Genomic DNA, 24,447 nt, shown 5'->3' on the forward strand with positions numbered 1-24,447 from the left:
TTCCTGTCGGGAATGACGTCAGTAGCCCATCACGCGCGGCAACCAGAGCGAGAGCTGCGGGAAGAGGGCGATGATGAAGATCGCGATCGTGTTGACCGCAGCGAAAGGCAGCGCGCGCAGCGAGATCGTCTCGATCGAGATGTTCGAGATGCCCGAGGCGATGAAGAGGTTCTCACCGAGCGGCGGGGTCTGGAAACCGATGCCGAGCGTACAGATCATCACCACCCCGAAGTGGATCGGGTCGATCCCCATCGAATAGGCCACAGGCAGCATCACCGGCGCCAGGATCAGGATCGCGGCCAGAGTTTCCATGAACATGCCGACGAACAGCAGGAAGAAGATGATCAGCGTCCAGATGATGTAGAGGTTGTCGGTCAGCGACAGCATGCCGTTGGCGATGATCGCGGGGATCTGGTTTTCGACCAGAAGCCGGCCAAAGACGGTGGCGGTGAACAGGATCAGCAGCACGCGGCCGGTGAGCCAGGTCGTGGTTTCGAGCGAGCGGTTGATCGAGTCGAAGTTCAGTTCGCGGTAGATGAACACACCGACGAAGAGCGTGTAGAAGATCGCGACGATGGCGGCCTCGGTGGGCGTGAACCAGCCGGTGTAGATACCGCCGAGGATCACGACCGGCGCCATCAGCGACCAGAAGCCCCGGTAAAGCTCGCACAGGATGTTGCGGGCAGACCAGCCGTCGGTCATGCCGGTATAGCCATGCTTGCGGCTCAGAATGTAGTTCATGATCAAGAGGCTGCCGGCGATGACAAAGGCCGGGATGAAGCCAGCGATGAACAGGACCGGGATCGAGACCGACTGGAAGGTGCCGAATTTCTCGACCGCTTCGGGCGGGGGCACCATGCCCAACGCCGAGATGCCGAAGATCACCAGCGGGATCGAGGGCGGAATGACGATGCCAAGACCCCCGGCCGAGGCAGTTACTGCCGAGGCATAGCCGCGCTCGTAGCCGCGCTGGATCATCGCCGGGATCATCAGCATGCCGACGGCTGCCGTGGTGGCCGGACCAGATCCCGAGATCGCGCCGAAGAACAGGCAGCCCACCACCGTGGCGGCGCCCATGCCGCCGGTGAAGGGACCGGCGAGGCTCTCGGCGATGTTGATCAGCCGCTTGGAGATGCCTGCGGCCTCCATCAGGGCGCCGGCCAGGATAAAGGCGGGCAGGGCCATCAGCGGGAAGGAGCCCACCGAAGTAAAGGCGATCTGCACGAACTTGATCGGGTTTTCATCGAGATAGAGGAAGGAGATCAGCGACGCGACACCCAGGGCCACGGTGATCGGCGCGCCGATCAGGAGCAGCAGAAGGAACGAGCCGAACAGGATGGTGACGATTTCGTTTTCCATGGCGAATGCCCCTTACTTGACGTCGGATTGCTGTTGGGACTTCAGGTCGTCGAGGTCGATCTTGTCGGGATCGGCGATCTCTTCGCCCTTGACGAGGCGGCGCCAGTTCACCTGGAGGATGCGGATCGTCATCAGCGTGAAGGCGATGGGCAGGGCGATGTAGACCCAGCTCAGATGGATCCCAAGTGTCTGGGAAGACTGAAATTTGTTCATCTTGAAGAAGATGAAGTCGATCGTCAGGTAGATGAAGTAGACGTTGAAGAACAGCCAGAAGAGGTCGGCAAACCCTTCGAAATACTTCGCCCACGAGGCCGGGAAGAGCTTGAACTGAAAGGTGACGCGGTTGTGGGCGCTCATCTTGGCGGCATAGCTGGCGCCGAAGAAAACGAACCAGACGAACATGTAGACCGACAGTTCCTCGATCCATGAGAACGAGTAGTCGAAGAATTGCCGCGACAGGATCTGTGTGAACAGAAGCCCCACGAACAGCACCAGAAGAATCCGGCAGATATAGCTTTCGATATTGTTGACGACGTACCAGAACTTGCTCATTGCGCCCTCCTCCCTGAGGTGGCGCGCGCCGGGCGGGCGCGCGCCGTTCGTTCAAAGCGTCACTGCTGAACCGGCGCGCGGCCGAGCGTTTCCAGAACGGCGTTGAGCTTTTCCACGCCGCCGATCGAGTCGTAGAACTTGGGCCAGACGGCTTCGGTCGCCAGCTTGATGAACTCTTCCTCGCCGTTTTCCGGATCGGAGATCTCCATGCCCTTGGCGAGCAGGTCTTCCTTGATCGCGGCCTCGGAGTCGCGCAGGAACTGGGCGCTGGCCTGGGTTGCCGCCTGACCTGCGTCGAGGATCATCTGCTGCTCGTCAGCCGACAGGCTCTGGAACAGGCTTTCGGAAATGATCAGCGGTTCGATCGAGAAGATGTAGCGGATGTTGGTGATGTATTTCTGGACTTCGTAGAACTTCATCGCGTTCACGGTCAGATACGGGTTGTCCTGCCCGTCGACGACCTGCTGTTGCAGCGCGGTGAAGGTTTCCGACCAGGCCATCGGCGTCGGGTTGATGCCCCAGGCCTTGTAGGTGTCGATCATGATCTCGTTCTTGGGGACGCGCACGACGAGGCCCTGAAGATCGGCCACCGATTTCACCGGCTTGCGCGAGTTGGTCAGCACGCGGAAGCCGGTATAGGTCCAGGCGATGATGCGGACACCGGCGTCGTTGATGGTGTTCTGGGTCAGTTCCTCGCCGATCGGGCCCTGGGTCAGCTTTTCGGCCTCTTCAAGGCTGAGGATGACGTAGGGCAGCGAGAACACGCCAACGGTGGGCGAATAGGGCGTGATGTTGTTGATCGCCAGGAGCGACATGTCGAGCGTGCCCATCGCGGCATCGTTGACGGTCACTTCTTCGGAGCCGAGCTGGCCGTTGAGGAAAAGCGTGGCGGTGTGCTTGCCGCCCGACTTTTCTTCCAGTGCCGCGACAAAGGCCTTGCCGGTGGCTTCCTGTGCGCTGCCTGCGCTGTCGCCCACGGCGATCTTGAAGTTCTTCGCGTCAGCGGTTCCGGCACCGATCACCATGGCGGCGATGGCAACGGCGGCTGCGGGTTTGAAGTGGGATAGGAATGTCATGAAATCCTCCAGGTTGACGTTCGCGCAAAACGCGAATGACCCGCCGCTGCCATATTCCTCCCGACCGCGGCGGGGATGGCGCTACCTATCGGCCGACCCAAAAACACGTTAGGGCCAGTTTTGTATTTGACTTAGACCAGAAAGAAGTCGAAATTTAGCATATGATCAAAACACGTGTTCCTCCGGACATATTCTTTCTCGACAAACAGTCGAAACGCCCCTTGCAGGGGCAAATCCGGGAAACGGTGATTGCGGCGATCCTGTCCCAGCAAGCTCCGCCCGGGACTGCTCTGCCGTCTTCGCGCCAGCTGGCGTCTCATCTTGGGATTGCAAGAATGACGGTGACGCTGGCCTATCAGGAACTGGTCGCGCAGGGATATGTCGAATCGATCAGCCGTGCCGGATACCGCGTTGCCGAGTCGGACGCGGCGCACCGGATCGCTGTCAGCGACCCGGACTGGTCCGATGGATCCTCGGGGCGCTGGGAGCGATTCCTGTCGGATACGCTGGCGACCCGGCGGCGGGTGCTGAAGCCGGTGGACTGGCGGAGCCTGCCGTTTTCCTTTGTTTACGGGCAGATGGACACGGCGCTGTTCAACCATACCGCGTGGCGCAACTGTGCCCGGCAAGCGCTTGGCACGCGCGACTTCGATGCGATGGCGGGGGATATGGTTGCGGCGGACGATCCGCTGCTGGTCAACTATATCCGGGCGCGGACACTGCCCCGACGCGGCATCTCGGCCGATCCCGACCAGATTCTGGTGACCGTGGGCGCGCAGAACGCCCTTTGGTTGATCATCGCGCTCTTGGCGCGCCGGGGGCTGCGGGCGGTGTGCGAAAACCCGGGATACCCCGATACCGTGGCCGCCCTGCGGTGGCACGGGGCAGAGGTGGAGACGATCGACATCGACGAGCACGGGTTGCCGCCCACCCGGATTCCGCCCGGCACGGATGCGGTCTTTGTCACGCCCAGCCACCACGCGCCCACCAGTATCACCATGCCCAAGGCGCGGCGGCTACAATTGCTGGCCTATGCTGAAACCCATGATTTCATCGTGGTGGAGGATGATTACGAGTTCGAGATGAGTTATCTCGAACCGCCGAGCCCGGCGCTGAAGGCCTTCGACCGGAATGGCCGGGTGCTGTACGTCGGCAGTTTTTCCAAGTCGCTGTTCCCCGGGCTCCGGCTGGGGTATCTGGTCGGGCCACGCAGCGTGATCACCGAGGCGCGCGAATTGCGGTCGCTGATGCTGCGCCATCCGGCCGGGCACCAGCAGCGGACGGCGGCCTATTTCATGGCGCAGGGCCATTTCGACATGCAGATCCGCGATATGCGCCAACAGTTCGCGCGCCGCCGCAAAGCGATGCAGTCCGCGTTGGAGAAACATGATTTCGAGATCGCGGGCGCTGCGCGATTTGGCGGATCCAGCCTTTGGGTAAAGGGGCCGGATGGACTCGATTCAACCGAGCTTGCGCACAGCCTCTTGCAGGACGGGGTGCTGATCGAGCCCGGCGCGCCGTTCTTTGACCGTCTGGATGGGCCGTGCCCGTTCTTTCGGCTGGGGTTTTCCTCGATCCCGGTGGATCGCATCGAACAGGGTATCGCGCTGATCGCGGAACATTCGGGCCGGCTGCTGTCGCGCTGAGCGACCTGCCCGGCGCCAAGGCGAAATCTTTTGATCTTCGCCGGGTTTCCTATATAGAGGCACATTCACTTCCGAGACCCGAGTCTGTCCATGTCCGTCAAAGCCCCGATCACCCAGGATGTCCTGACCCTTCCCCGCAAGCTGCCTGAGGGAAAGATCAACCTTGTCGGGCTGACCCGCGACCGGATGCGCGAGGTGCTGATCGAACATGGCACGCCCGAGAAGCAGGCCAAGATGCGGGTCGGGCAGATCTGGCAATGGATCTATCAATGGGGCGTGCGCGATTTTGATGCGATGACCAACCTGGCCAAGGCGTATCGCGCGCAACTGGCCGAGCATTTCACCATCGAAATCCCCGAAGTCGTGACCCGGCAGGTGTCCGAGGACGGTACCCGCAAATACCTGGTCCGCATCGCGGGCGGGCACGAGGTGGAGGTGGTCTATATCCCTGAAGAGGATCGCGGCACGCTGTGTATCTCGTCGCAGGTGGGCTGCACGCTGACCTGTTCGTTCTGCCATACCGGTACCCAGAAGCTGGTGCGCAACCTGACCGCCGCCGAGATCGTGGGCCAGATCATGATGGCGCGCGACGATCTGGGCGAATGGCCGGTGCCGGGCGCGCCCAAGGACGAAACGCGCCTGTTGTCCAACATCGTGCTGATGGGCATGGGCGAGCCGCTCTATAATTTCGAGAACGTTCGCGACGCGATGAAGATCGCCATGGACCCCGAGGGGATCCAGTTGTCGCGCCGGCGCATCACCCTGTCGACCAGCGGCGTGGTGCCCGAGATCGCGCGGACGGCGGAAGAGATCGGGTGCCTTCTGGCGATCTCGTTCCATGCCACCACGGACGAGGTGCGCGACGTACTGGTACCGATCAACAAGCGCTGGAATATCGAGGAGTTGCTGGCGGCGCTGGCGGCCTATCCCAATGCGTCGAATTCCGAGCGGATCACCTTTGAATACGTGATGCTGGACGGGGTGAACGACAGCGACGCGGATGCCCATCGCCTGCTCGACCATATCAAGCGCCACAAGATCCCGGCCAAGATCAACCTGATCCCGTTCAATGAATGGCCCGGCGCGCCGTACAAGCGATCGTCGAACAACCGTATCCGCGCATTCGCCAACATCATCTATCAGGCGGGCTATGCCGCGCCGATCCGCAAGACGCGCGGCGACGATATTATGGCCGCCTGCGGACAGTTGAAATCGGCCACCGAACGGGCACGCAAATCCAGAAAGCAGATCGAAGCCGAGGCCGGTCTGGGCGACTGACGCTCAGTCGCCGAACCGATGGCTGATGAGCCGGTCGGCAATGTCGCGCCGGACTGCTTCGGGTTGCGCGTCGAGCGCCCGCACCAACCCGCGCATCTCGGCGCGAAGCCCGTGCAACTGGTCGATCAACGAGATCATCAGGCCGATGGCCTCGGGTTCGGCCTCGTACTGGTCGTGCAGGTCACAGGCCAATTCCAGCCGCGCGATGTCGATCTCCTGATACATCGGGCCGGTCTCGGTCTGGGCCGGGATCACGATATGGGCCGCGCAATATTCGACCAGCCGCCCCTCGGTCAGGCGTGACACACGGGCGATGACTTCGCTTTCGCTATAGAACGGGGTCATGTCGGCATCCCCTTTCTTGGGTTGTAGGAATGCGATTTGCGCCAGCTTTCCATGAAATCGCGCAACCCGTCGTCGATGCGGTCGGGCATGACGATCGTGATCTCGACCAATTGGTCGCCCCGCCCGGTTCCGCCGCGCTGGCGCACGCCCTTGCCCTTGAGCCGCAGTGTTTTGCCGGTGCTGGTGCCGGGCGGGATGGTTACGGCGACCGGCCCGTCGATGGTCGGCGTCGCCACCTTGCCGCCCAGTACCGCCTCGTCCAGCGTGATCGGCAGGGTCAGGTGAATATCGTCGCCCTCGCGCCGGAAAACGGGGTGTGGCGCCACCGAGATCGTGACCAGCGCATCGCCCGCAGGCCCGCCGCCAATGCCCGGATCCCCCTTGCCGCGCAGCCGGATCGTCTGGCCATCGGTGACGCCAACCGGGATGCTGACCTCGAGCCGGTCGCCATTGGGTAAAGTGATCGGTTTGGTCGCGCCAAATACCGCGTCCAGAAACGAGATCTGCATCGCATAGCGGCGATCCTGCCCCGGCGCGCGATATTCGTGAGTGCGTCCCGCACCGCCCTGCCTGCGCATGAACTCGGCAAAGATGTCGGACATGTCCTCGTACTCGCCCTGTGCCTGGGCGCGGCGATAGGGATTGCCGGCGGCCTCGGAATAGCTGCGGTAATACTGTTGCTGCGGTTTCTCCTGGCCCGAGGCGTCGATCTCGCCCCGGTCGAATCGGGCGCGGGTTTCGGGATCTTTTAGCAGGTCATAGGCCGCGGCGGCCGCCTTGAACCGCGCTTCGGCGGCGGCATCCCCCGGTTTCAGGTCCGGGTGACACTCCTTGGCGATCTTGCGATACGCTTTCTTGATTTCATCCTGCGACGCTGTCTTGGACAGGCCAAGGGCCGCATAGGGGTCGGTGCTCATGTCTGGCTCGTCATCCGTGTCTGGCGCGTTTCCTGCAACGGGAATTAGATCACGGCGCAAAGCATGCCGCAAAGAGGCGTCTTGGCGCAGCGACCCAAGTGGCGGTTTTTCTGGTTTTTCCGCCTCGGGCGTATAACATCCGATAAAGATTAACGGGGAGTATCGGACGTGTATCGCAACATGCTGTCAATTGCGGCCATTCTGGCCGGCAACGCCATCGGCCTTTTGCTGGCCGCGCTCTTGCTCGACGGGTTTTCCATCGCGCCACTGTCGTTCATTTTTGTCGTGGCAATCTTTTCGCTGATTCAGGTGGTGGCGGGGCCGCTGATCAACAAGCTCAGCGAAAAGAACCTGCCCGCGCTCCAGGGCGGGGTGGCGCTGGTCGTCATCTTTGTGGGCCTGCTCGTGACCGAGATGCTGACATCCGGCCTGGTGATCGGCGGCGTGACGAACCTGTTGCTCGCCACGCTCTTGGTCTGGATCGGGGCGCTGATCGCCGGGATCGTCCTGCCGATCTACGTGTTCAAGGAACTGCGGGAAAACAAGGCGAAATAGCGCTCAGACCACCCCGTCGAGCGACGTTTTCAACGCCTGCCACAGTTCTTCAACCGGCTCGCAGCCGATCGACAGGCGGACAAAGCCGGGATCGACCGCATCGCCCCAGCGGATGCGGCGCTCGGCCGAGCTGTGGACGCCGCCGAACGAGGTGGCCGGTCGCAGCAGCGGGCATGTGTTGATGAACCGCTCGGCCTTGTCGGCATTTTCCAGCGTCAGCGACATCAGGAAACCGAACCGCCGCATCTGGCCGCGCGCCAGATTATGCGCCGGGTCCGTCGGCAGCCCCGGGTACCGGAGCGCCCTGACCACGGGATGTTGGGCCAGGCGCGGGGCCAGAACCTCGGCCGAGGAGCACATGCGATCATACCGCACCTCAAGCGTCTCCAGCCCGCGATGCAAGAGCCAGGCCTCGTGCGGGCCGGGGATGGCGCCGGAAATGCGACGCCAATCGTCCACCGCCTGCAATAGATCACTGTCGCGGGTGGCGACATGACCCATCAGCAGGTCGGAATGGCCGCCCATCGCCTTGGTGTCCGAGGCGACCACCATGTCGATGCCCAGGTCGAGCGGCCGCTGCCCCAGTGGTGTCATTGTGGTGTTGTCGCAGATCGTGATCCCGCCCGCAGCGCGCACCGCATCCGCGACGGCCGCGAGGTCGATCAGGTCCAGGCCAGGGTTCGACGGCGTTTCCAGGAACACTACGTCAAACCCGGCAAACCCTCCGGCGGCGAATTCCGCAGTCGGACGCTCCACCACCTCGACCCCGAGCTGGCGCAAGTAGCGGTCGGACAACAGCCGTGTCACGTAATAGCCATCGCCGGGGATCAAGAGCCGCTGGCCCGCCTTCAGCGTGGCAAACAGCGCCGCCGAGATCGCCCCCATGCCGGACGGAAAGACGCGGCAGGGCGCCGCTTCGAGATGCTCCAGCGCATGTTCCAGCGCCACCCAGGTCGCGTTGTGCACGCGGCCGTAGTTGGAGAAACTCTCCGGCTCGCCGGGTAGGTGATACATGCTGGACTGTACCAGCGGCAGGGCCACAGGATCGCCTTTGGACAAGGCATTGCCACGCAGATGCAGAAAGGCGCCCATGTCGGGGCCTTGGCGTTCGGTGTCGTCCATTCAAGGTCTCCAATGATCTTCGACGCAGGTCTAGCACCCTGTCCGCAGGGCCGAAAGAGGCGCGCGCGTTTGCGCTTCTTTCTGGTCTGAAATACTCCGGGGGAGCCGCGGCTCTGCTGCGGCGGGGGCAGAGCCCCCTTTTGCCCGCCCTTGTTTTTCCTCATTCGCGTTCAATTTCCGCCCTGATCAACAGTCAGTTTCGAAATTGGCAACAACGCCATGGAGGACAGGAAATGGCACAGGCAGATATCGGTGGCGCAATGATTGAGGCAGGCGTTCTGGACCTGCTGCAACGCGAACGGGCCAAGGCGCTGAGCGCGCGCGAGTGGAAATTCCGGTTGATGGGCTACGGCTATGCCATCAAGGACGTCAAGGGCGCCCAGGTGGTGACCAAACTGCCGCAGGGCATCGAACTGGGTATTCTGCCCACACATATGAACTGACCGGGGCCCGCTCCGGTCAGACCGAAACCGCCGCAGGTCCGCCGATGGCCCGGGTCATGGTGCCGCCTTCGGCCGGGTCGGTATCCTTGCGCATGTGCAGGACCGTGTCCCGCACGCGGTTCCAGGTGCCTTCGTCGGGATAGATCATCACGATCAGCCCCTCGGTCGGGCTTATCCGTACAAGATGGCCGCCCACTGCGCCCATCGCCTTGATCTGGTTCAGTTTGTCCCGCGCGCTGGCGATCAGCGCCGTCTCGTTCAACGACGCATCATAGGTCCAGCTGGATACCGTCACATAGGCCATCACGTCCTCCCGCCTTGGCTGTGCGGGGACAGTCTAGCACGAATCGCCTCAGCGGCCGGGGATACTGTCGCGTGGGGGCGCCGGTTCCCAGTTTTCGATGATATCCACCGCCTCTTGCGCGGTTTCGACAAAACGGAACAGGTCAAGATCCTCGGCTGAGATCGTGCCGGCATCGGCCAGCGCTTTCCAGTTGATCACCCGCTCCCAGAACTCACGCCCGAAGAGCAGGAAGGGCACCCGCTCCATACGGCCGGTCTGGATCAGGGTCAGGGACTCGAACAGCTCGTCCAGCGTGCCGAACCCGCCGGGAAAGATGGTAATCGCCCGTGCGCGCATCAGAAAATGCATCTTGCGGATCGCGAAATAGTGGAAGTTGAAGCTGAGGTCAGGCGTGACATAGGCATTTGGTGCCTGTTCGTGCGGCAGCACGATGTTGAGCCCGATCGAGCAGCCGCCCGCCTCTTGCGCGCCCCGGTTGCCCGCCTCCATCACGCCGGGGCCGCCGCCGGTGCAGATGACCATTTCCTGGCACCCGGTCAGTTTCGACTTCTCGGTGATCAGGCGGGCGAACTCGCGCGCCTCGTCATAGTATTTCGACAGCTCGGCCAGGGTCTGGGTGCGGGCCTTGTCCTTGTTGGCGGGCGCGGGAATGCGGGCGCCGCCGAAGAGGACCACGGTCGACGTGATGTTGCGCTCGGCCATTATCATTTCCGGCTTGAGCAGTTCCAGTTGCAGCCGCACCGGGCGCAGTTCGTCGCGGCACAGGAAGTCCTCGTCGGCAAAGGCCAGCCGGTAGGCCGCAGACCGGGTCTGCGGCGTGTCCGGCACGTGGCGTGCCGTCGAGCGGTCGGTATGGGCGTCGCGGAACGGGCTTTGGCGGTCGTCTCTCATGGCGCGGGCTTCCCTGCTTGCGTCTTTCTCTCTGAGCTATAGGGTTCGCGGGGCAAGTGCCAGAGGCAGAGCGGCAAAGAGGGTGAGAGATGGACTGGACGGCAGAGATTTCGGTGGCGGCGGAGCGTATCGCGGGGCATGTGCAGGTGACGCCGGTGATGTCGACGCAGGGGTTCGGCCTGTCCCATCCGGTCGATATGAAGCTGGAGCACATGCAGCACACCGGCAGTTTCAAGGCGCGCGGCGCCTTCAACACTCTGCTGGCCAGCGACGTGCCCGCCGCTGGCGTGGTGGCCGCCTCGGGTGGAAATCACGGGGCGGCGGCGGCTTATGCGGCCCGCGCGCTGGGCCATCCGGCCAAGATATTCGTGCCCGAGATCGCGGGCCCTTCCAAGATCGCCTTGATCCGGGGCATTGGCGCCGATCTGGCGGTGGTGCCGGGTGAATATGCCAATGCGCTGATGCTGGCGCGACAGCACGAGGCCGACACCGGCGCGATGCAGATCCATGCCTATGATGCGCCGCTGACGGTGGCGGGGCAGGGGACTTGTTTTGCCGAATGGGACGCGCAGGGGCTGGAGGCCGATACCGTTTTGATCGCGGTCGGTGGCGGCGGGCTGATCGCGGGAGCGCTGGCTTGGTGGCAAGGCGCGCGCAAGGTGGTTGCAGTCGAGCCCGAGACCTCCTGTGCGCTCAATGCGGCGCTGGCTGCGGGTGGGCCGGTCGATGTCGAAGTCTCGGGCATTGCCGCCAATGCGCTGGGCGCACGGCGGATCGGCGAGATCTGTTTCGGGCTGGCGCGGGGGGCGGTGGCCTCAGTTCTGGTGCCCGATGCCGCCATCGCCCAGGCGCAGCGTGCGCTCTGGTCGGAACGGCGGATCCTGGTCGAGCCCGCGGGGGCCACGGCGCTGGCGGCGCTGAAGTGCGGCGCTTACCGGCCGGAACCGGGCGAACGGGTCGCGGTTCTGATCTGCGGCGGCAATATCGCCCCGGATCCCTTCAGTGGGTGACGATTGCGGGTTGCTCCGGGCACGCAGGGTATTTTATCTATAATTCATGACAGCAACCATCGCCGACACCATCTATGCCCGGCTCAGCCAGCAGATCATCACCGGCGCTTTGCCCGCCGGGGAAAAGCTGCGTCAGGATCATATCGCGCGTGCCTTCGATACCAGCCATGTTCCGGTGCGCGAGGCGTTGCTGAGGCTCGAGGCGCATGGGCTGGCGCAAAGCGAGCCGCGCCGGGGCATGCGGGTCACCGCGCTGGACCCGGCCGAGATCCGTGAGGTGATCGAGATGCGGGTGGCGCTGGAGCCATTGGCGCTGCAACACGCGGTCCAGAGAGCAACGCCGGGTGACTTGCAAGTCATTGATGATGCACGACTTGTCTGCGACGCGGCCGAGGGCATGCCAAGCTGGGAGGCGCGCAACCGCGCCTTTCACCGTGCAATCCTGACACCGTGCGGCATGCCGCGCCTGTTGTCGGTGATCGACGATCTGCACATCGCCTCGGCCCGGCATCTGCACACGCATTGGCGTAAGCGCTGGCGGCAGCGCACTGACGCCGATCACGCGGCGATCCTGATGGCGATGAAGCGGCGCGATGCCGAGACCGCCTGCGATGTGCTGCGTCGGCATCTGCGTCGGGCGCTCTGACCTTTCGACATTTTCCGATCGCGAAGAAATACGGGGACGGAGATTTTTGCTTGCAGAAATTATAGATAGAAATCATGAATACCGAAGTGAGTCCTAAATTTTATCTATAAAATGGAGAATCCCATGAAAGAGACCACCGAAGCCGCCGTCGCCAGAGCCCGCGCGCCCGCGCTGAGCGGGCAAATCCTGCGCGTTGTGGCGGGGATCGCGATCCTGACCCTGTCGGCCCGGGTGCAGGTGCCGTTCTGGCCGGTGCCGATGACGTTGCAGGTTGCCGCCGTAATGACACTGGCGGCGCTTTACGGGATCCGTCTGGGAACCGCGACGCTGGCCGGATATCTGGCGGCTGGCGCGCTGGGGCTGCCGGTGTTTGCGGGTACGCCGGAAAAGGGCATTGGCCTGGCCTATATGCTGGGCGGGACCGGCGGATATCTGGTCGGTTTTCTGGTCGCCTCGGCGCTGGTGGGCTTTGCCGCCGACCGGCTGCACCGGCTGGCGCTCTGGCCCGCGATGCTGCTGGGGCTGGCGGTGATCTATGCGCTGGGGCTGGGCTGGCTGGCGCAATTCGTGCCTGCCGACAAGCTGCTTGCCTATGGCATGACGCCCTTTGTGGCCGGCGATCTGGTCAAGGTCACGCTGGCCGCCCTGCTGGTCACCAAGCTGCCGCAAGGCTGGGCCGAGCGCCTGCGCGGGGGCGCCCGTCATGGCTGAGGCGATCCGCTCTGACTGGAGCGTGGACGAGGTGGAGGCGCTGTTGCGCCTTCCCTTGCTCGATCTGGTGGGACGCGCCAATGCGGTGCATCGCGCCCATCACGCGCCCGATGATATTCAGAAGGCCAGCCTGCTCAGCATCAAGACCGGCGGTTGCCCCGAGGATTGCGCATATTGTCCGCAATCGGCCCATCACCGCGAGGTCGAACTGACCCGGGAAAAGCTGATGAACCCCGATCACGTGATCTCGCTGGCACGGCGGGCGCAGCAGGCCGGGGCCGAACGATTCTGCATGGGCGCGGCCTGGCGGCAGGTGCGCGATGGCGCCGAGTTCGACAATGTGCTGACCATGGTGCGCGGTGTGCGCGACCTGGGGATGGAGGCCTGCGTGACGCTGGGCATGTTGCAGCCCCATCAGGCGCAGCGACTGGCCGAGGCGGGGTTGACGGCCTACAACCATAATCTCGATACCTCGCCCGAGTTCTATGGTCAGATCATCGGCACCCGCACCTATCAGGATCGTCTGGATACACTGTCTTATTGCCGCGATGCGGGGATCGAGCTGTGTTGCGGGGGCATCATCGGCATGGGCGAGAGCCTGCGAGACCGCGCCGCCATGTTGCAGGTTCTGGCGAATTTCGCGCCCCATCCCGAAAGTGTCCCGATCAACGCGCTGATCCCCATCGCCGGTACGCCGCTGGCGCATCGCGAGCGGGTGGGCATTTTCGATCTGTTGCGGATGGTTGCCACGGCGCGGATCATCATGCCGCTGACACGGGTGCGGCTGTCGGCGGGGCGCTCGGATTTCAGCGCCGCCGAGCAGGCGCTGTGTTTCCTGGCCGGGGCCAATTCGGTGTTCTATGGCGATGTCCTGCTGACCGCGCCCAATGCCGGAACCGGCGCAGACGCCGAGATGTTTGTCGCTCTTGGCGCGCTGGAAGACGCGTAAGGACGCAATCGGGTCAGGGCGCGTCGCATTGCGCCTTGGCCCGCGCTTGCGTATAGGCGAAACAAACATCACGCATTGATCAGGGAGCAAGACCTCATGTCCAACGTTGAGCTGGAAGCCGCCATCGAGGCCGCGTGGGAAGCCCGCGACAGCATCACCCCCGCCACCACCGGCGCCGCGCGCGAGGCGATCGAGGATACGCTGGCCGCGCTGGACAGCGGCGCGCTGCGCGTGGCCGAGAAACAGGCTGATGGCAGCTGGCACGTGAACCAGTGGGCCAAGAAGGCGGTGCTGCTGGGCTTCCGCATCAAGGACATGGAAATCCAGTCGGGCGGCCCGCAGGGCGGCGGCTGGTGGGACAAGGTCGACAGCAAGTTTGCAGGCTGGGGCGAGAACCAGTGGAAGGCGGCCGGGTTCCGTGCCGTGCCCAACTGCGTGGTGCGCAAATCGGCCTATATCGCACCGGGCGTGGTGCTGATGCCGTCCTTTGTCAACCTCGGCGCCTATGTGGACAGCGGCACCATGGTCGATACCTGGGCCACCGTCGGCAGCTGTGCCCAGATCGGCAAGAACGTGCACCTGTCGGGTGGCGTCGGCATTGGCGGCGTGCTGGAGCCGATGCAGGCGGGCCCCACCATCATCGAGGACAATTGCTTCATCGGTGCCCGCTCCGAGGTGGTCGAGGGCTGCATCATCCGCGAGGGTTCGGTGCTGGGCATGGGTGTCTATATCGGCAAGTCGACCAAGATCGTCGACCGGGAAACCGGCGAGGTCATGTATGGCGAAGTGCCGCCCTATTCGGTGGTGGTCTCAGGGTCGATGCCGACAACCGGGGGCATCAGCCTCTATTGCGCGGTCATCGTCAAACGCGTGGACGAAAAGACCCGCTCCAAGACCGGCATCAACGAGTTGTTGCGCGACTGATCCGGCAATATGGGTTGCAGATAGGGCCGCGGCAGGGTTTGCTGCGGCCTTTCCATGTCTGTCAGGCGCGCAACAGTGCCCGCGCCTCGTACCCGCGCAGCGCCGGGCGGACCGATGGGCCATAGCCATAGCCCGGGGCTGAGAGATCCGGCATCAGGCGCAGGACCTCATCGCGGGTTTCACGATCGAAGGCGCTGAGCGACAGGTCGCCCGGGTGATAGCTTTCGCTTTCCAGCCCGTCCGCACAGATCACCTGATGCCGGTCGAACAGGATATGGACATAGATGACAGGCAGGCCATCGGCGCAGCGGCGGATTGTGCGCCCGTTTTCCAGGTCCTTCGCCTTGACCAGAACCTCGGCTGCGCCGAACAGCAGCTCGGATTGCGGCAGTTCGAGCAGTATCCGGTGGTTGGGGGAAACCGCCACGGCGCCATGCCGCCCCAAGGCGCCCCGCGAGATCAGAATGGGCGCGTCGGGCCCTTCGGCGATGCGCCGGGTTTGTCCGACCCAGCGCACCGGCTGCGGCCCGTTGTCCTTTGTGAACACCTTGTCGCCGGGCCTGAGGGTCTCGACGGCGATCTTGCCCTGTGGTGTTTCGATCAGGGTGCCCGCGACGAAACAGGGGGTCGCGTTGATGGTGACAAAGGCGGTGTCGGTGTTTCCCGCCGCATCCGTCACCTGATAGGAGAACGCGTTCGAGCTCGCCTCGGACCCGTCGGAGTCGATGGTGAAAGTACCGTCGGCATTCAAGGTGATGGTTTCGCCGGTGGACAGCGTGACCGTATCCCCGGCGGAAACGGTTTGTCCGTTGATCTTGGTGATCGTGAGAGTGCCGCCCTCGGTCGAACTGTCGTTGCTCAGCACGTCGACCGATTCTGGATTTCCGCCCGTTATCCCGACAATGTCGTCGTCGGCGATCAGGGCGGTCTGGATCGAATCTCCCGCGATCAGAAGGTTGGAGTCATAGGCCCCGTCGCCGGCATCGGCGATGGCGATCTTGATCGTGTTGATTTCGCCGGGGTTGACCGGCGCCTTGAGCGTCAGCGTAACCGTGAAACCATCCATTTCGGTATTGGCGACCTCGGCGTTTGCCGGGTTGTCGACATAGAGGCTGGAATTGGTTTCGTCGTTGATATTGTCGATCGTGATGTCGCCGCCACCGATGGACAGTTCCGCCTGAACACCGTTCACCCAGATGCCCACCGCGTCGTTGAAGCCGGAGCCCACGTATTCCAGATATTCCTCGGATGAAAATACCACCTGCATGGTCAGGGTCGAGCCTTCGGGGATGAAACTCGCCTCGAAAACAGATGCGTCATAGGTCTGGGCGCCTGCCATCTCGGTCAGTTGCGCGTCGCCTGCGAGGGAGTGATTCGTGCTGGTTCCGGTCGAGATGTTGGCATCACCGGAACTGTTGGTGATCGCGGATGCGTTGCCGGTGGACAGGATCACGCCGGTGTCCGAAGGCGTGATATCGGGTGCGACGGTATCTCCGTCGGAATAGATGCCCGAGGCCGAGGCGGCGCCGCTGTAATCGGCTGACACGATCTGAATGCCATTGCCGAACATGGCGTTGGCCATGTCCATGGCCGAGGCTGACGTGTCGATGGGCAATTCGCTGGCGGTGGGCATCGTGCAAGGATCCGGTCGATTGGGTCCGTTCCGGGATAATCCGCCCAGCTTTCCAATCCCTTTATCCCGGGCCGCGCAGGCGCGTATCGGCGCCCGCGATTTCCCGACAGTTTGTATCAAGTTGACGTCTTGCAGGGCGCGCGCTAAGGCGGCGCCATGGAAAAGCCCCGCAAAGAATCCCGCCAGCAGGTGTTCACGCTTGTCGTCCAGATCGGGCGCAAGGCAGGCGATGGCCTGCCTGACGGTGCCACCGGCGCCGCGCTGATGTGTTATGCCAGCGGCGTGGACGAGGCCGAGGCGGTCCGCGAAACCGTTGCGATCCTGAAACAGGCCGATACCGCGCCGCTCGACGTCACCGGGTACGGCACGCTGGAAGAGCGCGAGGCGCAGGGCCACGAGATCGACGCCGAAGAGCGGGAGCTGATGCAGCGGGCGCTGGACGAGAACGCGGTGATCGTGGCGCAGATGACGCCGTTTTTCGGCGACGAGGCTGACTGAGCGGGCTCAGTTCCGGGCGCCGAACCATTTGCGATAGATCTGGTCATAGGTGCCGTCCTCGCGCAGGGCAAGCAGGGCCTGGTTGACCTCTTCCACCCGGGCCGATCCGGTGGGAAAGGCGATGCCGTAGTTTTCCCGCAGGAACACCGACCCGGTGGTCGCGGCCTTGCCCCTGCCGCGATGGGTTGCGTAATAGGCCAGGATCGGTGCGTCGAACACCAGCGCGTCGACGTCACCAGCCTCGAAGGCAGTCAGCATGGTTTCCAGCCCATCGTAGGCGGCAAAGTCGATTTCGCGGCGCGAGAGGAAGGCGGCGGCGGTCGAGCCTTCGACCGTTCCCACGCTGCGGCCGTAGAGATCATTGACCGAATTGACCGAACCGCTGATCGCCTCGACCGTCATCACCGATGTGATGCGGGCGGTGAACACCGACACGATGAACAGCGACGACACTACCAGCAGAACTCCGAACATGCGCCCGAAGGCGGTGCGCGGCACGCGCTCCTCGAACCCGCCATTGACCACCAGGTTCAGCGCCCACCAGAACGAGGGGAACCAGGCCTCGTCCAGCGACCGGTCGAAATAGGGCTGGGCGCGGCGTTCGAAATACCACATGACCATGCCGCCGGTCAGCAGGATGACAAAGGCGATGCCGATGGCCAGAAACAGATCGCGCGACATCAACGCGCGCAGCAGCGCCGGAACGGCCGATTGTTCCTCGGGCACAAGGATCTGCAAGCCGGATTCAAAGATCGGCTGGCTGAAATCCATCGCGGTTTCGCGCGCGGCGGTGATTGAGATATTTGCTATGGCCAGATCGGCCTTGCCCGTCTGCACCGCACCGAGCATGTCGGCGAACTTGTCCATCCGCTCGATGCTGTATTGCCAGCCCAGTGTTTCTGACAGCGCCGCCAGCAGGTCCATCGAGAAACCGGCCTCGCCGCTCTTGTCGGCAAACGAGAAGGGGGGACGCTCGACCGTGGCGACGGTGAGCGTTTGTGCCATGAGGCTCTGACCCCAGAACGCGGCCAGAGCTGTCAGGGAAAGAAACAATTTGCGCATTGTTTGGTCACGTCCGGTTTTTAGACCCTTTATGCGGGTCTCCTCTTGCAGGCAACCCAGCCCAGAGGTCACTCTGCCATCAAACACGGGCAATGTGCCGGGCACGCAACCGGTATTCGAGATTGGGGAGCATGTGGAATGCAGAAAGCCGACAGCATCATTCTGGGCGGGCGGGTCCTGACACAGGACCGGAACATGCCGAGAGCCGAAGCCCTTGCGATCGCGGCCGGGCGGATTCTGGCCGTTGGGTCGGATGCCGAGATGCGCGCGCTGGCGGGCCCCGAGACCGAGGTGATCGAGGCCGGCGGCGCGACGGTGCTGCCCGGGTTTGTCGAAAGCCACCTGCACCTTTTCATTGGCGGGGCCGAGCTGGACCAGGTGCATTTGCACGGCACTGCCGACCCGGAAACCGCCCGGCGCAAGCTGGCCGAAGGGGCGGCGCGCAGCCCCGGTTCGGGGCTGCTGGTGGCACAGGGGCCGGGATACGCGCTGTTTGACGGGCAGGTGCCACGCCTGCTGCTGGACGATCTGATGCCGGATCGCCCGCTGGCGCTGGTAGCCGATGACCATCACACGGTCTGGGCCAACACACGAGCGCTGGAGCTGGCGGGTGTGCTGCACGGGCGTGAAACCCCGGACGGGCACGAGGTGGTGATGGGCGAAGACGGGTTGGCCAACGGCATGCTGCTGGAGCCCGAGGCCTATGCACCGGTGCTGAGCCTCAGCGGTTACTACCGCGCGATGCAGGGTCTGGCGGTGGGCACCGAGCCAGATCCGGCACCGGATGCCGCGCAGCGTGCCGGGGATCTGGAGGCACTGGCGCGTGGTCTGGCGCATGCCAATGCGCATGGGGTGACCTCGATCGTCAACATGGACGGCAACCTGTACACGCTCGACCTGCTTGACCAATTGCGGGCTGAAGGGCGTCTGACGGCGCGGGTGCGGGTGCCGTTCCATTTCCTGCCCGAGATGGACGAGGCCGAACTGGAACGCGCCAGCGAGATGCACGCGCGCTGGAACGATGAATGGCTGGCCTCGGGCTTTGTCAAAATGTTCATGGATGGGGTGATCGAAAGCAACACCGCCTTCATGAAGGCGGATTATCCGGGCCGCCCCGGATGGCGCGCGCATGGCCGGTTTTCGGCCGAGCGGTTTGCCCGACTTGCGACCGATATCGACCGGCGGGGATTGCAGATCGCGGTACATTCCATCGGCGATGCCGCGACCTCGCGCGTGCTCGATGGCTATGCGGCGGCGCGCGCGGCCAACGGCGACAGCGGTCTGCGCCACCGGATCGAGCATATCGAGGTGATCGACCCGGCCGATATTCCGCGTCTGGCCGAGCTTGGGGTGGTCGCCTCGATGCAGCCGATGCATGTGCCGGGGACAGGGTTTCCGCTGGAACCGGCGCAAAGCGCCATCGGGCGCGCGCGCTGGCCGGACAGCTATCCGGTGCGCCGGATCAAGGATGCCGGTATTGCTGTCGCGCTGGCGTCGGACTGGCCGGTGACCGACATTTCGGTGATGCGAGGCATTCATGCCGCCGTGACCCGGCAAAGCTGGTGCGCCGAACAGGCCGATCCGCGCCTGACCCTTGCCGAGACGCTCGAGGGTTATACGCTGGGCGGAGCCTTTGCCGAGCGGACCGAGGCGATCAAGGGCAGCCTGACGCCCGGCAAGCTGGCCGATGTGATCATTCTGGACGCCGATCTGGAGGCCGTCGAGCCCGCCGAACTGGACCGGGTGACGGTGCGCCGCACGATCTGTGGCGGGCGCACGGTCTATCAGCAGGATTGATGCGCCGCGCGCCGCTCAGGCGGCGCGAGCCTCTGCCAGAATGCGGGCGTCGAACGAGCGCAGAACCAGGTGGCTGGGCCGCCCGTGATCCGGCAACCGGCTGCGCTCGCATCCGGCAAGGATGCTGGCGGCAAGGTGCAGGGGGCGCCGGTGCAACCTGCCGATATAGAGGCTTTCGGCCAGCGTTCCTGCTGTGACCATCGCTTCGCCCGAGGGCAGCAGCAGCTGCGAATAAGTGATCGTCAGCCCGGCACGCGCGGGCATGACCGAGTGGCCCCCGGACAGGTGGCGCGCCGAAACCAGCACCGCCTCGCGTCCGAACAGGTATTCAACCTCGGTTCCGGATAGCAGCAGCCGCTGCGACGGCGCCACCACGATGTTTTGCCGGAGCCCAAAATAAGGTCTGCGGATGGTCAGGGGCGCGGTGCTGCCGAAGGCCGGGACCGTGCGGCTGACCTTGTGCAGGACAGGAACCGCGTCGCCGTCGGCAGAAATCACCGTGTCGCCGCGCTGGATATCCCGCAACTCGCGATAGCCCGTCGGGGTTGCGATGGGCGTGTCCGGCAGCAGCGACGGCATTGGGCCGACCGGCTCGATCCGGTTTGACAGGGCGAAATAGACCAGATCCTGAGATACGAATCTGTGGCCGCCCTCGGTAAACAGCGCGTTGAGGTCATCGGTCCTGAGGGGGGGAGGAGAGTCGATCTGGACCAGCAGCGGAAACTCCCGTTCCTCGTGTTCCAGCGCAATCCAGCCCGCCCGCGCCGGTGCATCCCAGGCATAGCTGAGCCTGAGCGTTTCAAGCCGCCCGCTGTCGGCGACGTTCAGCACCTGATGCAGGACCGACCCGCCCTGGTTCACGATCAGGATCAGCCCGCCGCCGGGAATGGCCTGAAGGGACAGGTGGAACGGCCAGGCGCCCTGCCGTTCGTATTGAAGCAGGAACCTCGGCCGGTTCGCGTTTGGCAGGCGGGTTTCGAAAACCAGGGTGCCGCGCACCATCAGGTCTTCGTCGGAGGTTTTCGCAGGGCCTGCTGGCCGCTGCCGTGGCGTCAGCCCGTCGGGCGAGAACTTGTCGATACCGGGGGCGGAAACGGCGATCCAGCTCATCTCAGGCCACCTTCCTGGGCGTCGCCAGCAATCGCGCCTCGTAGTGGCGCAGGATCCTTCGGGCCGCCTGTCCGTATCCCTCGCCGGTTCGTGGGTTCAGTTCCGGGAAAAGGGTACAGATTTCATCGAGAACCGCGTCGTCGAACAGGTTGCCGATCTGTGGTCCGGGCAGGAAGCTTTCGCTGGCCAGCCCCTCGGAATAGATCACCTCGTGCCGGTCGAACATGACGTGGACATAGGTGACGCGCCCGCCGGGAACTTGCAGAACGGTGCGCCCGTTGACCAGGTCGGCGGCAGAGATCAGCACCTCAGGTTCGCCGAACCACAATTCGCTGAGGACATCGCCCACCAGGATCCGGTGCTGCGGCGAGACCATCAGGTCGCGATGCCGGCCAAAGGCGCCCGCCTTGATGAGGATGGGGGCGAGAGGGCCCTCGGCATCGACAGTGCGCTCACCAACCCAGCGCACCTCTTGCGGGCCATGGTCGCGCGTCAGTACCATATCGCCCGGTGTCAGCCGTTCGACCTGGCGTTCGCCATCGGGGGTGTCGATCAGCGTCCCGGCCACGAAACAGGGGATCGAGTTGATATTGACCAGCCCGGTATCGGTATTGGTGCCGTTGGTGACCGTATAGGTGAAGTTGAAATGCTCGACATCACTATCGCCGAAAACTGTGATGGTGCCGTCGGCATTCAGCTGAACGCTCTGCCCCGTTTGCAGGGTGATGATGCTGCCCGCAGTGACGGGAATGCCATTCAGATGCGTGATGGTCAGCGTCGCACCGGACGGGTTGATGTCGTTGTCCAGGATATCGAGCGTCACCTGACCATCCGGATACATGGTGCTGTGATCGGCGACCGCGATCAGGCGGGTCTGAAGGCTGTTGGCGGCGATCAGGAGGTTGGAGTCATAACTGCTGTCCGAGACATCCGCGACCCCGATGCGAATGGTGTTCACGACACCGGGGATCACGTTCATCGTCAGGGTCATGGTGACCGTCAGACCATCCATTTCCGTGTTATAGGCGTCGCCGGTATTGTCCAGAAACAGGTTCTGGTTACTTGTCGCGTTGATGTTGCCGGGATCGGTGTCGCCATTGCCAACCTCGAGGTTCGCCTGCACGCCATTGACCCAGACGCCGACAAAGTCCTGATAGATGGAGTTCTCGAACTCGGGATATTCCTCGGACGAGAAGACGAACTGCATCGTCATCACGTTCGAGTCGGGGATGAAGCTGACGTCCAGGTAAGAGGCGTCATAGGTGTTTGTGCCTGCGGCGGCGTTGAAATCTGGGTTGTTGTTCTGGCCCGAGGTATTGGTCGAGGTGTTGGCCGACCGGTTCGGATCGCCGCCCGAGCGGGTGAAATCCGTGGCCCGGCCGGTAGACAGGATGATCCCGCTATCGCCCGGCGTGGCGCCGGGCGCCAGCGCATCGCCGTTGGAGTAGATCGCCGACGACCCGCTCCACCCGGAATAGGAGGCACCGACAACGGTCACCCCGTCACCGAAAATGGTCTGCGCCATCTGCATCGCAGACGCGCTGGTATTGTATGTCAGTTCGGCGCCTGTGGCCATTTTCTGCCCCAACCTGGTTCCGTCAAGGCAGAGCAAGCGTCCCGGATTGATCCCGGTCCGATACAGTGAACCGGCCGCGTCTGATGCGCGGTTGTGCTCGGTTCAGCCTGTTCAAGGCGATATGCTCGAAACCCTGCCTCGGGTCTTGTTTTTTTGTTTATCAACCTTAGCACGAACAAATTTGCGTTGTTAAGCGGATATCTGCGCAAAAGGCTTGGCAATGCAGCGTTTTCGTCACAAATGTGGCGCCCAGACGATGCGTAGCTGCTCAAGGAGCCCCCCCATGACCACAGATGCCGCCCGGTTGACCGCCGATCTGATCCGTTGCGCTTCGGTCACGCCCGAGGATGACGGCGCGCTGGATGTCGTGGAAAGCGTGCTCGCGCAGGCCGGGTTCTCCTGTGTCCGGGTCGATCGCGGCGGGGTGCGCAACCTGTTTGCCCGCTGGGGCGACAAGGCGCATCCGCGCACCTTCGGGTTCAACGGGCATACGGATGTGGTGCCGGTGGGCGATGCGGCGGCCTGGACGATGCCGCCTTTTGGGGCGCAGGAGAAAGACGGGTTTCTTTATGGCCGCGGCGCGACGGACATGAAATCGGGGGTTGCGGCCTTTGCTGCCGCGGCGGTGGATTTCGTGACGCAGACACCGCCCGACGGGGCGGTGATCCTGACCATCACCGGGGATGAGGAAGGCGAGTCCATCGACGGCACCACGGCGCTCCTTGACTATATGGAAAAGGCGGGCGAGCGGATGTCGGCCTGCCTGGTGGGAGAACCCACCTGCCCGGATCAAATGGGCGAGATGATGAAGATCGGGCGGCGCGGGTCGATGTCGGCCTGGTTCACGGTGACCGGGGTGCAGGGGCATTCGGCCTATCCGCACCGGGCGAAAAATCCGCTTCCGGCGATGGCGCGGCTGATGGAACGGCTGGCCAGCCACACCCTGGACGAGGGCACCGACCATTTCGACGCGTCCACATTGGCGGTGGTCACCATCGACACCGGCAATCCCGCTACGAATGTGATCCCGGCGCAGTGTCGCGCGGCGGTCAATATCCGGTTCAACGATCTGCATTCTGGCGCCAGCCTGACCGCCTGGATGCAGGGCGAGGCCGACCGGGTGGCCGAGGAATTCGGCGTGTCGGTCGAGATGAAGGTGAAAATCTCGGGCGAAAGCTTCCTCACCCCGCCCGGTGCGCTGTCCGATCTGGTGGCGGCCGCGGTCAAGGCGGAAACCGGCGTTGTGCCGGTGCTGTCGACCTCGGGCGGGACCTCGGACGCGCGCTTTGTCAAGGATCACTGCCCGGTGGTGGAATTCGGGCTGGTGGGCCGCACCATGCATCAGGTGGACGAACGGGTGGAGATCGCCCAGATCCATCAGCTCAAGGCCATCTATGGCCGGATCCTGCGGGACTATTTCGCCTGAGCCAGAGCGATGCGGCGCACGCTGGTCATCATGGTCAAGGAACCGCGCCCGGGCCGGGTGAAAACCCGGCTGGGGCGCGATATCGGCATGGTGGGCGCGGCCTGGTGGTTCCGCCACCAGACAAGGGCGCTGATCCGGCGGCTGCGCGATCCGCGCTGGCGGATCGTGCTGGCGGTGTCGCCCGATACCGAGGGGCTGGCCAGCCGGGTCTGGCCCGCCGATCTGGCGCGCCGCCCGCAGGGGCACGGCGATCTGGGTCAGCGCATGGCGCGGCAGTTGCGGGGTGCGCCCCGGGGGCCGGTCTGCCTGATCGGTGCCGATATTCCCGGCGTCACCCGCGCCCATGTCGCCCGCGCCTTTTCGGCGCTGGGCGCGGCTGATTTCGTGTTCGGACCGGCACCCGATGGGGGCTATTGGTTGGTGGGCGCGGCGCGGCGTTGTGCCTTGCCGCCGGGCCTGTTCGGAGATGTGCGCTGGTCCAGCGAACACGCGCTGGGCGACACGCTGGCAGGGCTTGCGGGACATCAGGTTGCTTTGGTCGACATGCTGCAAGATGTTGATGCCGCCGCCGACCTGAACGCGATGTGTCTGCCGTCGCTTTTGCGGTGACGCGCCCC

The 24,447-nt window shown here is 63.8% G+C and carries 25 protein-coding genes; 13 read left to right on the forward strand and 12 right to left on the reverse strand.

Features of this window, described 5'->3' with window-relative positions; genetic code table 11:
• Nucleotides 1–18 precede the first annotated feature (18 nt).
• Genes G0P99_RS14445 through G0P99_RS14455 form a run of 3 tightly spaced genes read right to left on the reverse strand, consistent with a single transcriptional unit; the run spans nucleotide 19 to nucleotide 2,987 of the window.
• On the reverse strand, nucleotides 19–1,359 hold the full coding sequence (locus G0P99_RS14445) for a TRAP transporter large permease (protein WP_164130987.1): 1,341 nt from the start codon (nucleotides 1,357–1,359) through the stop codon (nucleotides 19–21).
• 12 nt (nucleotides 1,360–1,371) lie between these two features.
• A complete protein-coding gene (locus G0P99_RS14450; protein ID WP_164130989.1) occupies nucleotides 1,372–1,911 on the reverse strand; it encodes a TRAP transporter small permease in 540 nt (179 codons plus the stop codon).
• Nucleotides 1,912–1,970: 59 nt separating this feature from the next.
• On the reverse strand, nucleotides 1,971–2,987 hold the full coding sequence (locus G0P99_RS14455) for a TRAP transporter substrate-binding protein (protein ID WP_164130991.1): 1,017 nt from the start codon (nucleotides 2,985–2,987) through the stop codon (nucleotides 1,971–1,973).
• A gap of 161 nt (nucleotides 2,988–3,148) precedes the next feature.
• Between G0P99_RS14455 and G0P99_RS14460 the strand changes: the two genes are divergently transcribed.
• The gene (locus G0P99_RS14460; RefSeq protein ID WP_164130993.1) at nucleotides 3,149–4,633 is read left to right on the forward strand and encodes a PLP-dependent aminotransferase family protein; all 1,485 of its coding nucleotides are present in this window, start codon (nucleotides 3,149–3,151) and stop codon (nucleotides 4,631–4,633) included.
• A 90-nt stretch (nucleotides 4,634–4,723) separates the two neighbouring features.
• Nucleotides 4,724–5,911 (forward strand): 23S rRNA (adenine(2503)-C(2))-methyltransferase RlmN, encoded by a 1,188-nt coding sequence (gene rlmN, locus G0P99_RS14465; protein ID WP_164130995.1) that lies wholly within the window; start codon nucleotides 4,724–4,726, stop codon nucleotides 5,909–5,911.
• Nucleotides 5,912–5,914: 3 nt separating this feature from the next.
• Here the strand turns inward: rlmN and G0P99_RS14470 are convergent, their stop codons facing one another.
• Both G0P99_RS14470 and G0P99_RS14475 read right to left on the reverse strand, forming a co-directional pair.
• The gene (locus G0P99_RS14470) at nucleotides 5,915–6,256 is read right to left on the reverse strand and encodes a hypothetical protein (RefSeq protein ID WP_164130997.1); all 342 of its coding nucleotides are present in this window, start codon (nucleotides 6,254–6,256) and stop codon (nucleotides 5,915–5,917) included.
• Nucleotides 6,253–7,173 carry a DnaJ C-terminal domain-containing protein gene (locus G0P99_RS14475; protein WP_164130999.1) on the reverse strand — a complete coding sequence of 307 codons (921 nt, stop codon included), beginning with the start codon at nucleotides 7,171–7,173 and terminating at the stop codon, nucleotides 6,253–6,255. Before G0P99_RS14475 ends, G0P99_RS14470 begins: the two co-directional genes overlap by 4 nt.
• A 168-nt stretch (nucleotides 7,174–7,341) precedes the next feature.
• Between G0P99_RS14475 and G0P99_RS14480 the strand changes: the two genes are divergently transcribed.
• Nucleotides 7,342–7,728, forward strand: coding sequence for a hypothetical protein (locus tag G0P99_RS14480; RefSeq protein ID WP_370462788.1), 387 nt, complete (start codon nucleotides 7,342–7,344; stop codon nucleotides 7,726–7,728).
• 3 nt (nucleotides 7,729–7,731) lie between these two features.
• On the opposite strand, the gene G0P99_RS14485 is transcribed toward G0P99_RS14480, so the two are convergent.
• Entirely contained in the window at nucleotides 7,732–8,850 is a 1,119-nt protein-coding gene (locus tag G0P99_RS14485) for a cystathionine gamma-lyase (protein WP_239059816.1), read from the reverse strand.
• Nucleotides 8,851–9,083: 233 nt separating this feature from the next.
• Between G0P99_RS14485 and G0P99_RS14490 the strand changes: the two genes are divergently transcribed.
• Nucleotides 9,084–9,293 carry a hypothetical protein gene (locus tag G0P99_RS14490; RefSeq protein ID WP_164131001.1) on the forward strand — a complete coding sequence of 70 codons (210 nt, stop codon included), beginning with the start codon at nucleotides 9,084–9,086 and terminating at the stop codon, nucleotides 9,291–9,293.
• Between the two features lie 16 nt (nucleotides 9,294–9,309).
• On the opposite strand, the gene G0P99_RS14495 is transcribed toward G0P99_RS14490, so the two are convergent.
• Together G0P99_RS14495 and G0P99_RS14500 are read right to left on the reverse strand one after the other, a co-directional pair.
• Nucleotides 9,310–9,597, reverse strand: coding sequence for a hypothetical protein (locus tag G0P99_RS14495; RefSeq protein WP_164131002.1), 288 nt, complete (start codon nucleotides 9,595–9,597; stop codon nucleotides 9,310–9,312).
• 48 nt (nucleotides 9,598–9,645) lie between these two features.
• Nucleotides 9,646–10,488 carry a TIGR00730 family Rossman fold protein gene (locus G0P99_RS14500; protein ID WP_164131004.1) on the reverse strand — a complete coding sequence of 281 codons (843 nt, stop codon included), beginning with the start codon at nucleotides 10,486–10,488 and terminating at the stop codon, nucleotides 9,646–9,648.
• Between the two features lie 89 nt (nucleotides 10,489–10,577).
• On the opposite strand from G0P99_RS14500, the gene G0P99_RS14505 reads away from it, so the two are divergent.
• The 5 genes from G0P99_RS14505 to dapD all read left to right on the forward strand — a co-directional run bounded on the left by G0P99_RS14505 (nucleotide 10,578) and on the right by dapD (nucleotide 14,728).
• Nucleotides 10,578–11,498, forward strand: a complete 921-nt coding sequence (locus tag G0P99_RS14505) for a threonine/serine dehydratase (RefSeq protein WP_164131005.1) — start codon at nucleotides 10,578–10,580, stop codon at nucleotides 11,496–11,498.
• A 46-nt stretch (nucleotides 11,499–11,544) separates the two neighbouring features.
• A complete protein-coding gene (locus tag G0P99_RS14510; RefSeq protein ID WP_164131006.1) occupies nucleotides 11,545–12,144 on the forward strand; it encodes a GntR family transcriptional regulator in 600 nt (199 codons plus the stop codon).
• A gap of 123 nt (nucleotides 12,145–12,267) precedes the next feature.
• Nucleotides 12,268–12,855, forward strand: coding sequence for a biotin transporter BioY (locus tag G0P99_RS14515; protein ID WP_164131007.1), 588 nt, complete (start codon nucleotides 12,268–12,270; stop codon nucleotides 12,853–12,855).
• Entirely contained in the window at nucleotides 12,848–13,804 is a 957-nt protein-coding gene (bioB, locus tag G0P99_RS14520; RefSeq protein ID WP_164131008.1) for a biotin synthase BioB, read from the forward strand. The genes G0P99_RS14515 and bioB overlap by 8 nt, the downstream gene beginning before the upstream one ends.
• Before the next feature lie 96 nt (nucleotides 13,805–13,900).
• Nucleotides 13,901–14,728, forward strand: coding sequence for a 2,3,4,5-tetrahydropyridine-2,6-dicarboxylate N-succinyltransferase (gene dapD / locus G0P99_RS14525; RefSeq protein WP_164131009.1), 828 nt, complete (start codon nucleotides 13,901–13,903; stop codon nucleotides 14,726–14,728).
• Nucleotides 14,729–14,789: 61 nt separating this feature from the next.
• Here the strand turns inward: dapD and G0P99_RS14530 are convergent, their stop codons facing one another.
• A complete protein-coding gene (locus G0P99_RS14530) occupies nucleotides 14,790–16,361 on the reverse strand; it encodes a choice-of-anchor L domain-containing protein (RefSeq protein ID WP_164131010.1) in 1,572 nt (523 codons plus the stop codon).
• A 156-nt stretch (nucleotides 16,362–16,517) separates the two neighbouring features.
• On the opposite strand from G0P99_RS14530, the gene G0P99_RS14535 reads away from it, so the two are divergent.
• Complete coding sequence (locus tag G0P99_RS14535) at nucleotides 16,518–16,859, forward strand: hypothetical protein (protein WP_164131011.1); 342 nt, start codon at nucleotides 16,518–16,520, stop codon at nucleotides 16,857–16,859.
• Between the two features lie 6 nt (nucleotides 16,860–16,865).
• Here the strand turns inward: G0P99_RS14535 and G0P99_RS14540 are convergent, their stop codons facing one another.
• Complete coding sequence (locus G0P99_RS14540) at nucleotides 16,866–17,921, reverse strand: transporter substrate-binding domain-containing protein (RefSeq protein ID WP_164131012.1); 1,056 nt, start codon at nucleotides 17,919–17,921, stop codon at nucleotides 16,866–16,868.
• Nucleotides 17,922–18,059: 138 nt separating this feature from the next.
• Between G0P99_RS14540 and G0P99_RS14545 the strand changes: the two genes are divergently transcribed.
• Entirely contained in the window at nucleotides 18,060–19,718 is a 1,659-nt protein-coding gene (locus tag G0P99_RS14545) for an amidohydrolase (protein ID WP_164131013.1), read from the forward strand.
• A 15-nt stretch (nucleotides 19,719–19,733) separates the two neighbouring features.
• On the opposite strand, the gene G0P99_RS14550 is transcribed toward G0P99_RS14545, so the two are convergent.
• Together G0P99_RS14550 and G0P99_RS14555 are read right to left on the reverse strand one after the other, a co-directional pair.
• Nucleotides 19,734–20,828, reverse strand: coding sequence for a Hint domain-containing protein (locus G0P99_RS14550; protein WP_239059817.1), 1,095 nt, complete (start codon nucleotides 20,826–20,828; stop codon nucleotides 19,734–19,736).
• A 1-nt stretch (nucleotide 20,829) separates the two neighbouring features.
• A complete protein-coding gene (locus G0P99_RS14555; RefSeq protein WP_164131015.1) occupies nucleotides 20,830–22,404 on the reverse strand; it encodes a Hint domain-containing protein in 1,575 nt (524 codons plus the stop codon).
• A gap of 283 nt (nucleotides 22,405–22,687) precedes the next feature.
• On the opposite strand from G0P99_RS14555, the gene dapE reads away from it, so the two are divergent.
• Nucleotides 22,688–23,830, forward strand: a complete 1,143-nt coding sequence (dapE, locus tag G0P99_RS14560; RefSeq protein WP_164131017.1) for a succinyl-diaminopimelate desuccinylase — start codon at nucleotides 22,688–22,690, stop codon at nucleotides 23,828–23,830.
• A gap of 9 nt (nucleotides 23,831–23,839) precedes the next feature.
• Complete coding sequence (locus G0P99_RS14565) at nucleotides 23,840–24,439, forward strand: TIGR04282 family arsenosugar biosynthesis glycosyltransferase (protein ID WP_164131019.1); 600 nt, start codon at nucleotides 23,840–23,842, stop codon at nucleotides 24,437–24,439.
• Nucleotides 24,440–24,447 lie beyond the last annotated feature (8 nt).

Source organism: Ruegeria sp. PrR005 (genome assembly GCF_010500245.1).
GTDB classification, from domain to species: domain Bacteria; phylum Pseudomonadota; class Alphaproteobacteria; order Rhodobacterales; family Rhodobacteraceae; genus Ruegeria_B; species Ruegeria_B marisflavi.

Bases quoted from the DNA above. Each gene is read 5' to 3' on its own strand.
- G0P99_RS14445 (WP_164130987.1), bottom strand. From the start codon at position 1,359: ATGGAAAACGAAATCGTCACCATCCTGTTCGGCTCGTTCCTTCTGCTG.
- G0P99_RS14450 (WP_164130989.1), bottom strand. From the start codon at position 1,911: ATGAGCAAGTTCTGGTACGTCGTCAACAATATCGAAAGCTATATCTGC.
- G0P99_RS14455 (WP_164130991.1), bottom strand. From the start codon at position 2,987: ATGACATTCCTATCCCACTTCAAACCCGCAGCCGCCGTTGCCATCGCC.
- G0P99_RS14460 (WP_164130993.1), top strand. From the start codon at position 3,149: ATGATCAAAACACGTGTTCCTCCGGACATATTCTTTCTCGACAAACAG.
- rlmN (WP_164130995.1), top strand. From the start codon at position 4,724: ATGTCCGTCAAAGCCCCGATCACCCAGGATGTCCTGACCCTTCCCCGC.
- G0P99_RS14470 (WP_164130997.1), bottom strand. From the start codon at position 6,256: ATGACCCCGTTCTATAGCGAAAGCGAAGTCATCGCCCGTGTGTCACGC.
- G0P99_RS14475 (WP_164130999.1), bottom strand. From the start codon at position 7,173: ATGAGCACCGACCCCTATGCGGCCCTTGGCCTGTCCAAGACAGCGTCG.
- G0P99_RS14485 (WP_239059816.1), bottom strand. From the start codon at position 8,850: ATGGACGACACCGAACGCCAAGGCCCCGACATGGGCGCCTTTCTGCAT.
- G0P99_RS14490 (WP_164131001.1), top strand. From the start codon at position 9,084: ATGGCACAGGCAGATATCGGTGGCGCAATGATTGAGGCAGGCGTTCTG.
- G0P99_RS14495 (WP_164131002.1), bottom strand. From the start codon at position 9,597: ATGGCCTATGTGACGGTATCCAGCTGGACCTATGATGCGTCGTTGAAC.
- G0P99_RS14500 (WP_164131004.1), bottom strand. From the start codon at position 10,488: ATGAGAGACGACCGCCAAAGCCCGTTCCGCGACGCCCATACCGACCGC.
- G0P99_RS14505 (WP_164131005.1), top strand. From the start codon at position 10,578: ATGGACTGGACGGCAGAGATTTCGGTGGCGGCGGAGCGTATCGCGGGG.
- G0P99_RS14510 (WP_164131006.1), top strand. From the start codon at position 11,545: ATGACAGCAACCATCGCCGACACCATCTATGCCCGGCTCAGCCAGCAG.
- G0P99_RS14515 (WP_164131007.1), top strand. From the start codon at position 12,268: ATGAAAGAGACCACCGAAGCCGCCGTCGCCAGAGCCCGCGCGCCCGCG.
- bioB (WP_164131008.1), top strand. From the start codon at position 12,848: ATGGCTGAGGCGATCCGCTCTGACTGGAGCGTGGACGAGGTGGAGGCG.
- dapD (WP_164131009.1), top strand. From the start codon at position 13,901: ATGTCCAACGTTGAGCTGGAAGCCGCCATCGAGGCCGCGTGGGAAGCC.
- G0P99_RS14530 (WP_164131010.1), bottom strand. From the start codon at position 16,361: ATGCCCACCGCCAGCGAATTGCCCATCGACACGTCAGCCTCGGCCATG.
- G0P99_RS14535 (WP_164131011.1), top strand. From the start codon at position 16,518: ATGGAAAAGCCCCGCAAAGAATCCCGCCAGCAGGTGTTCACGCTTGTC.
- G0P99_RS14540 (WP_164131012.1), bottom strand. From the start codon at position 17,921: ATGCGCAAATTGTTTCTTTCCCTGACAGCTCTGGCCGCGTTCTGGGGT.
- G0P99_RS14545 (WP_164131013.1), top strand. From the start codon at position 18,060: ATGCAGAAAGCCGACAGCATCATTCTGGGCGGGCGGGTCCTGACACAG.
- G0P99_RS14550 (WP_239059817.1), bottom strand. From the start codon at position 20,828: ATGAGCTGGATCGCCGTTTCCGCCCCCGGTATCGACAAGTTCTCGCCC.
- G0P99_RS14555 (WP_164131015.1), bottom strand. From the start codon at position 22,404: ATGGCCACAGGCGCCGAACTGACATACAATACCAGCGCGTCTGCGATG.
- dapE (WP_164131017.1), top strand. From the start codon at position 22,688: ATGACCACAGATGCCGCCCGGTTGACCGCCGATCTGATCCGTTGCGCT.
- G0P99_RS14565 (WP_164131019.1), top strand. From the start codon at position 23,840: ATGCGGCGCACGCTGGTCATCATGGTCAAGGAACCGCGCCCGGGCCGG.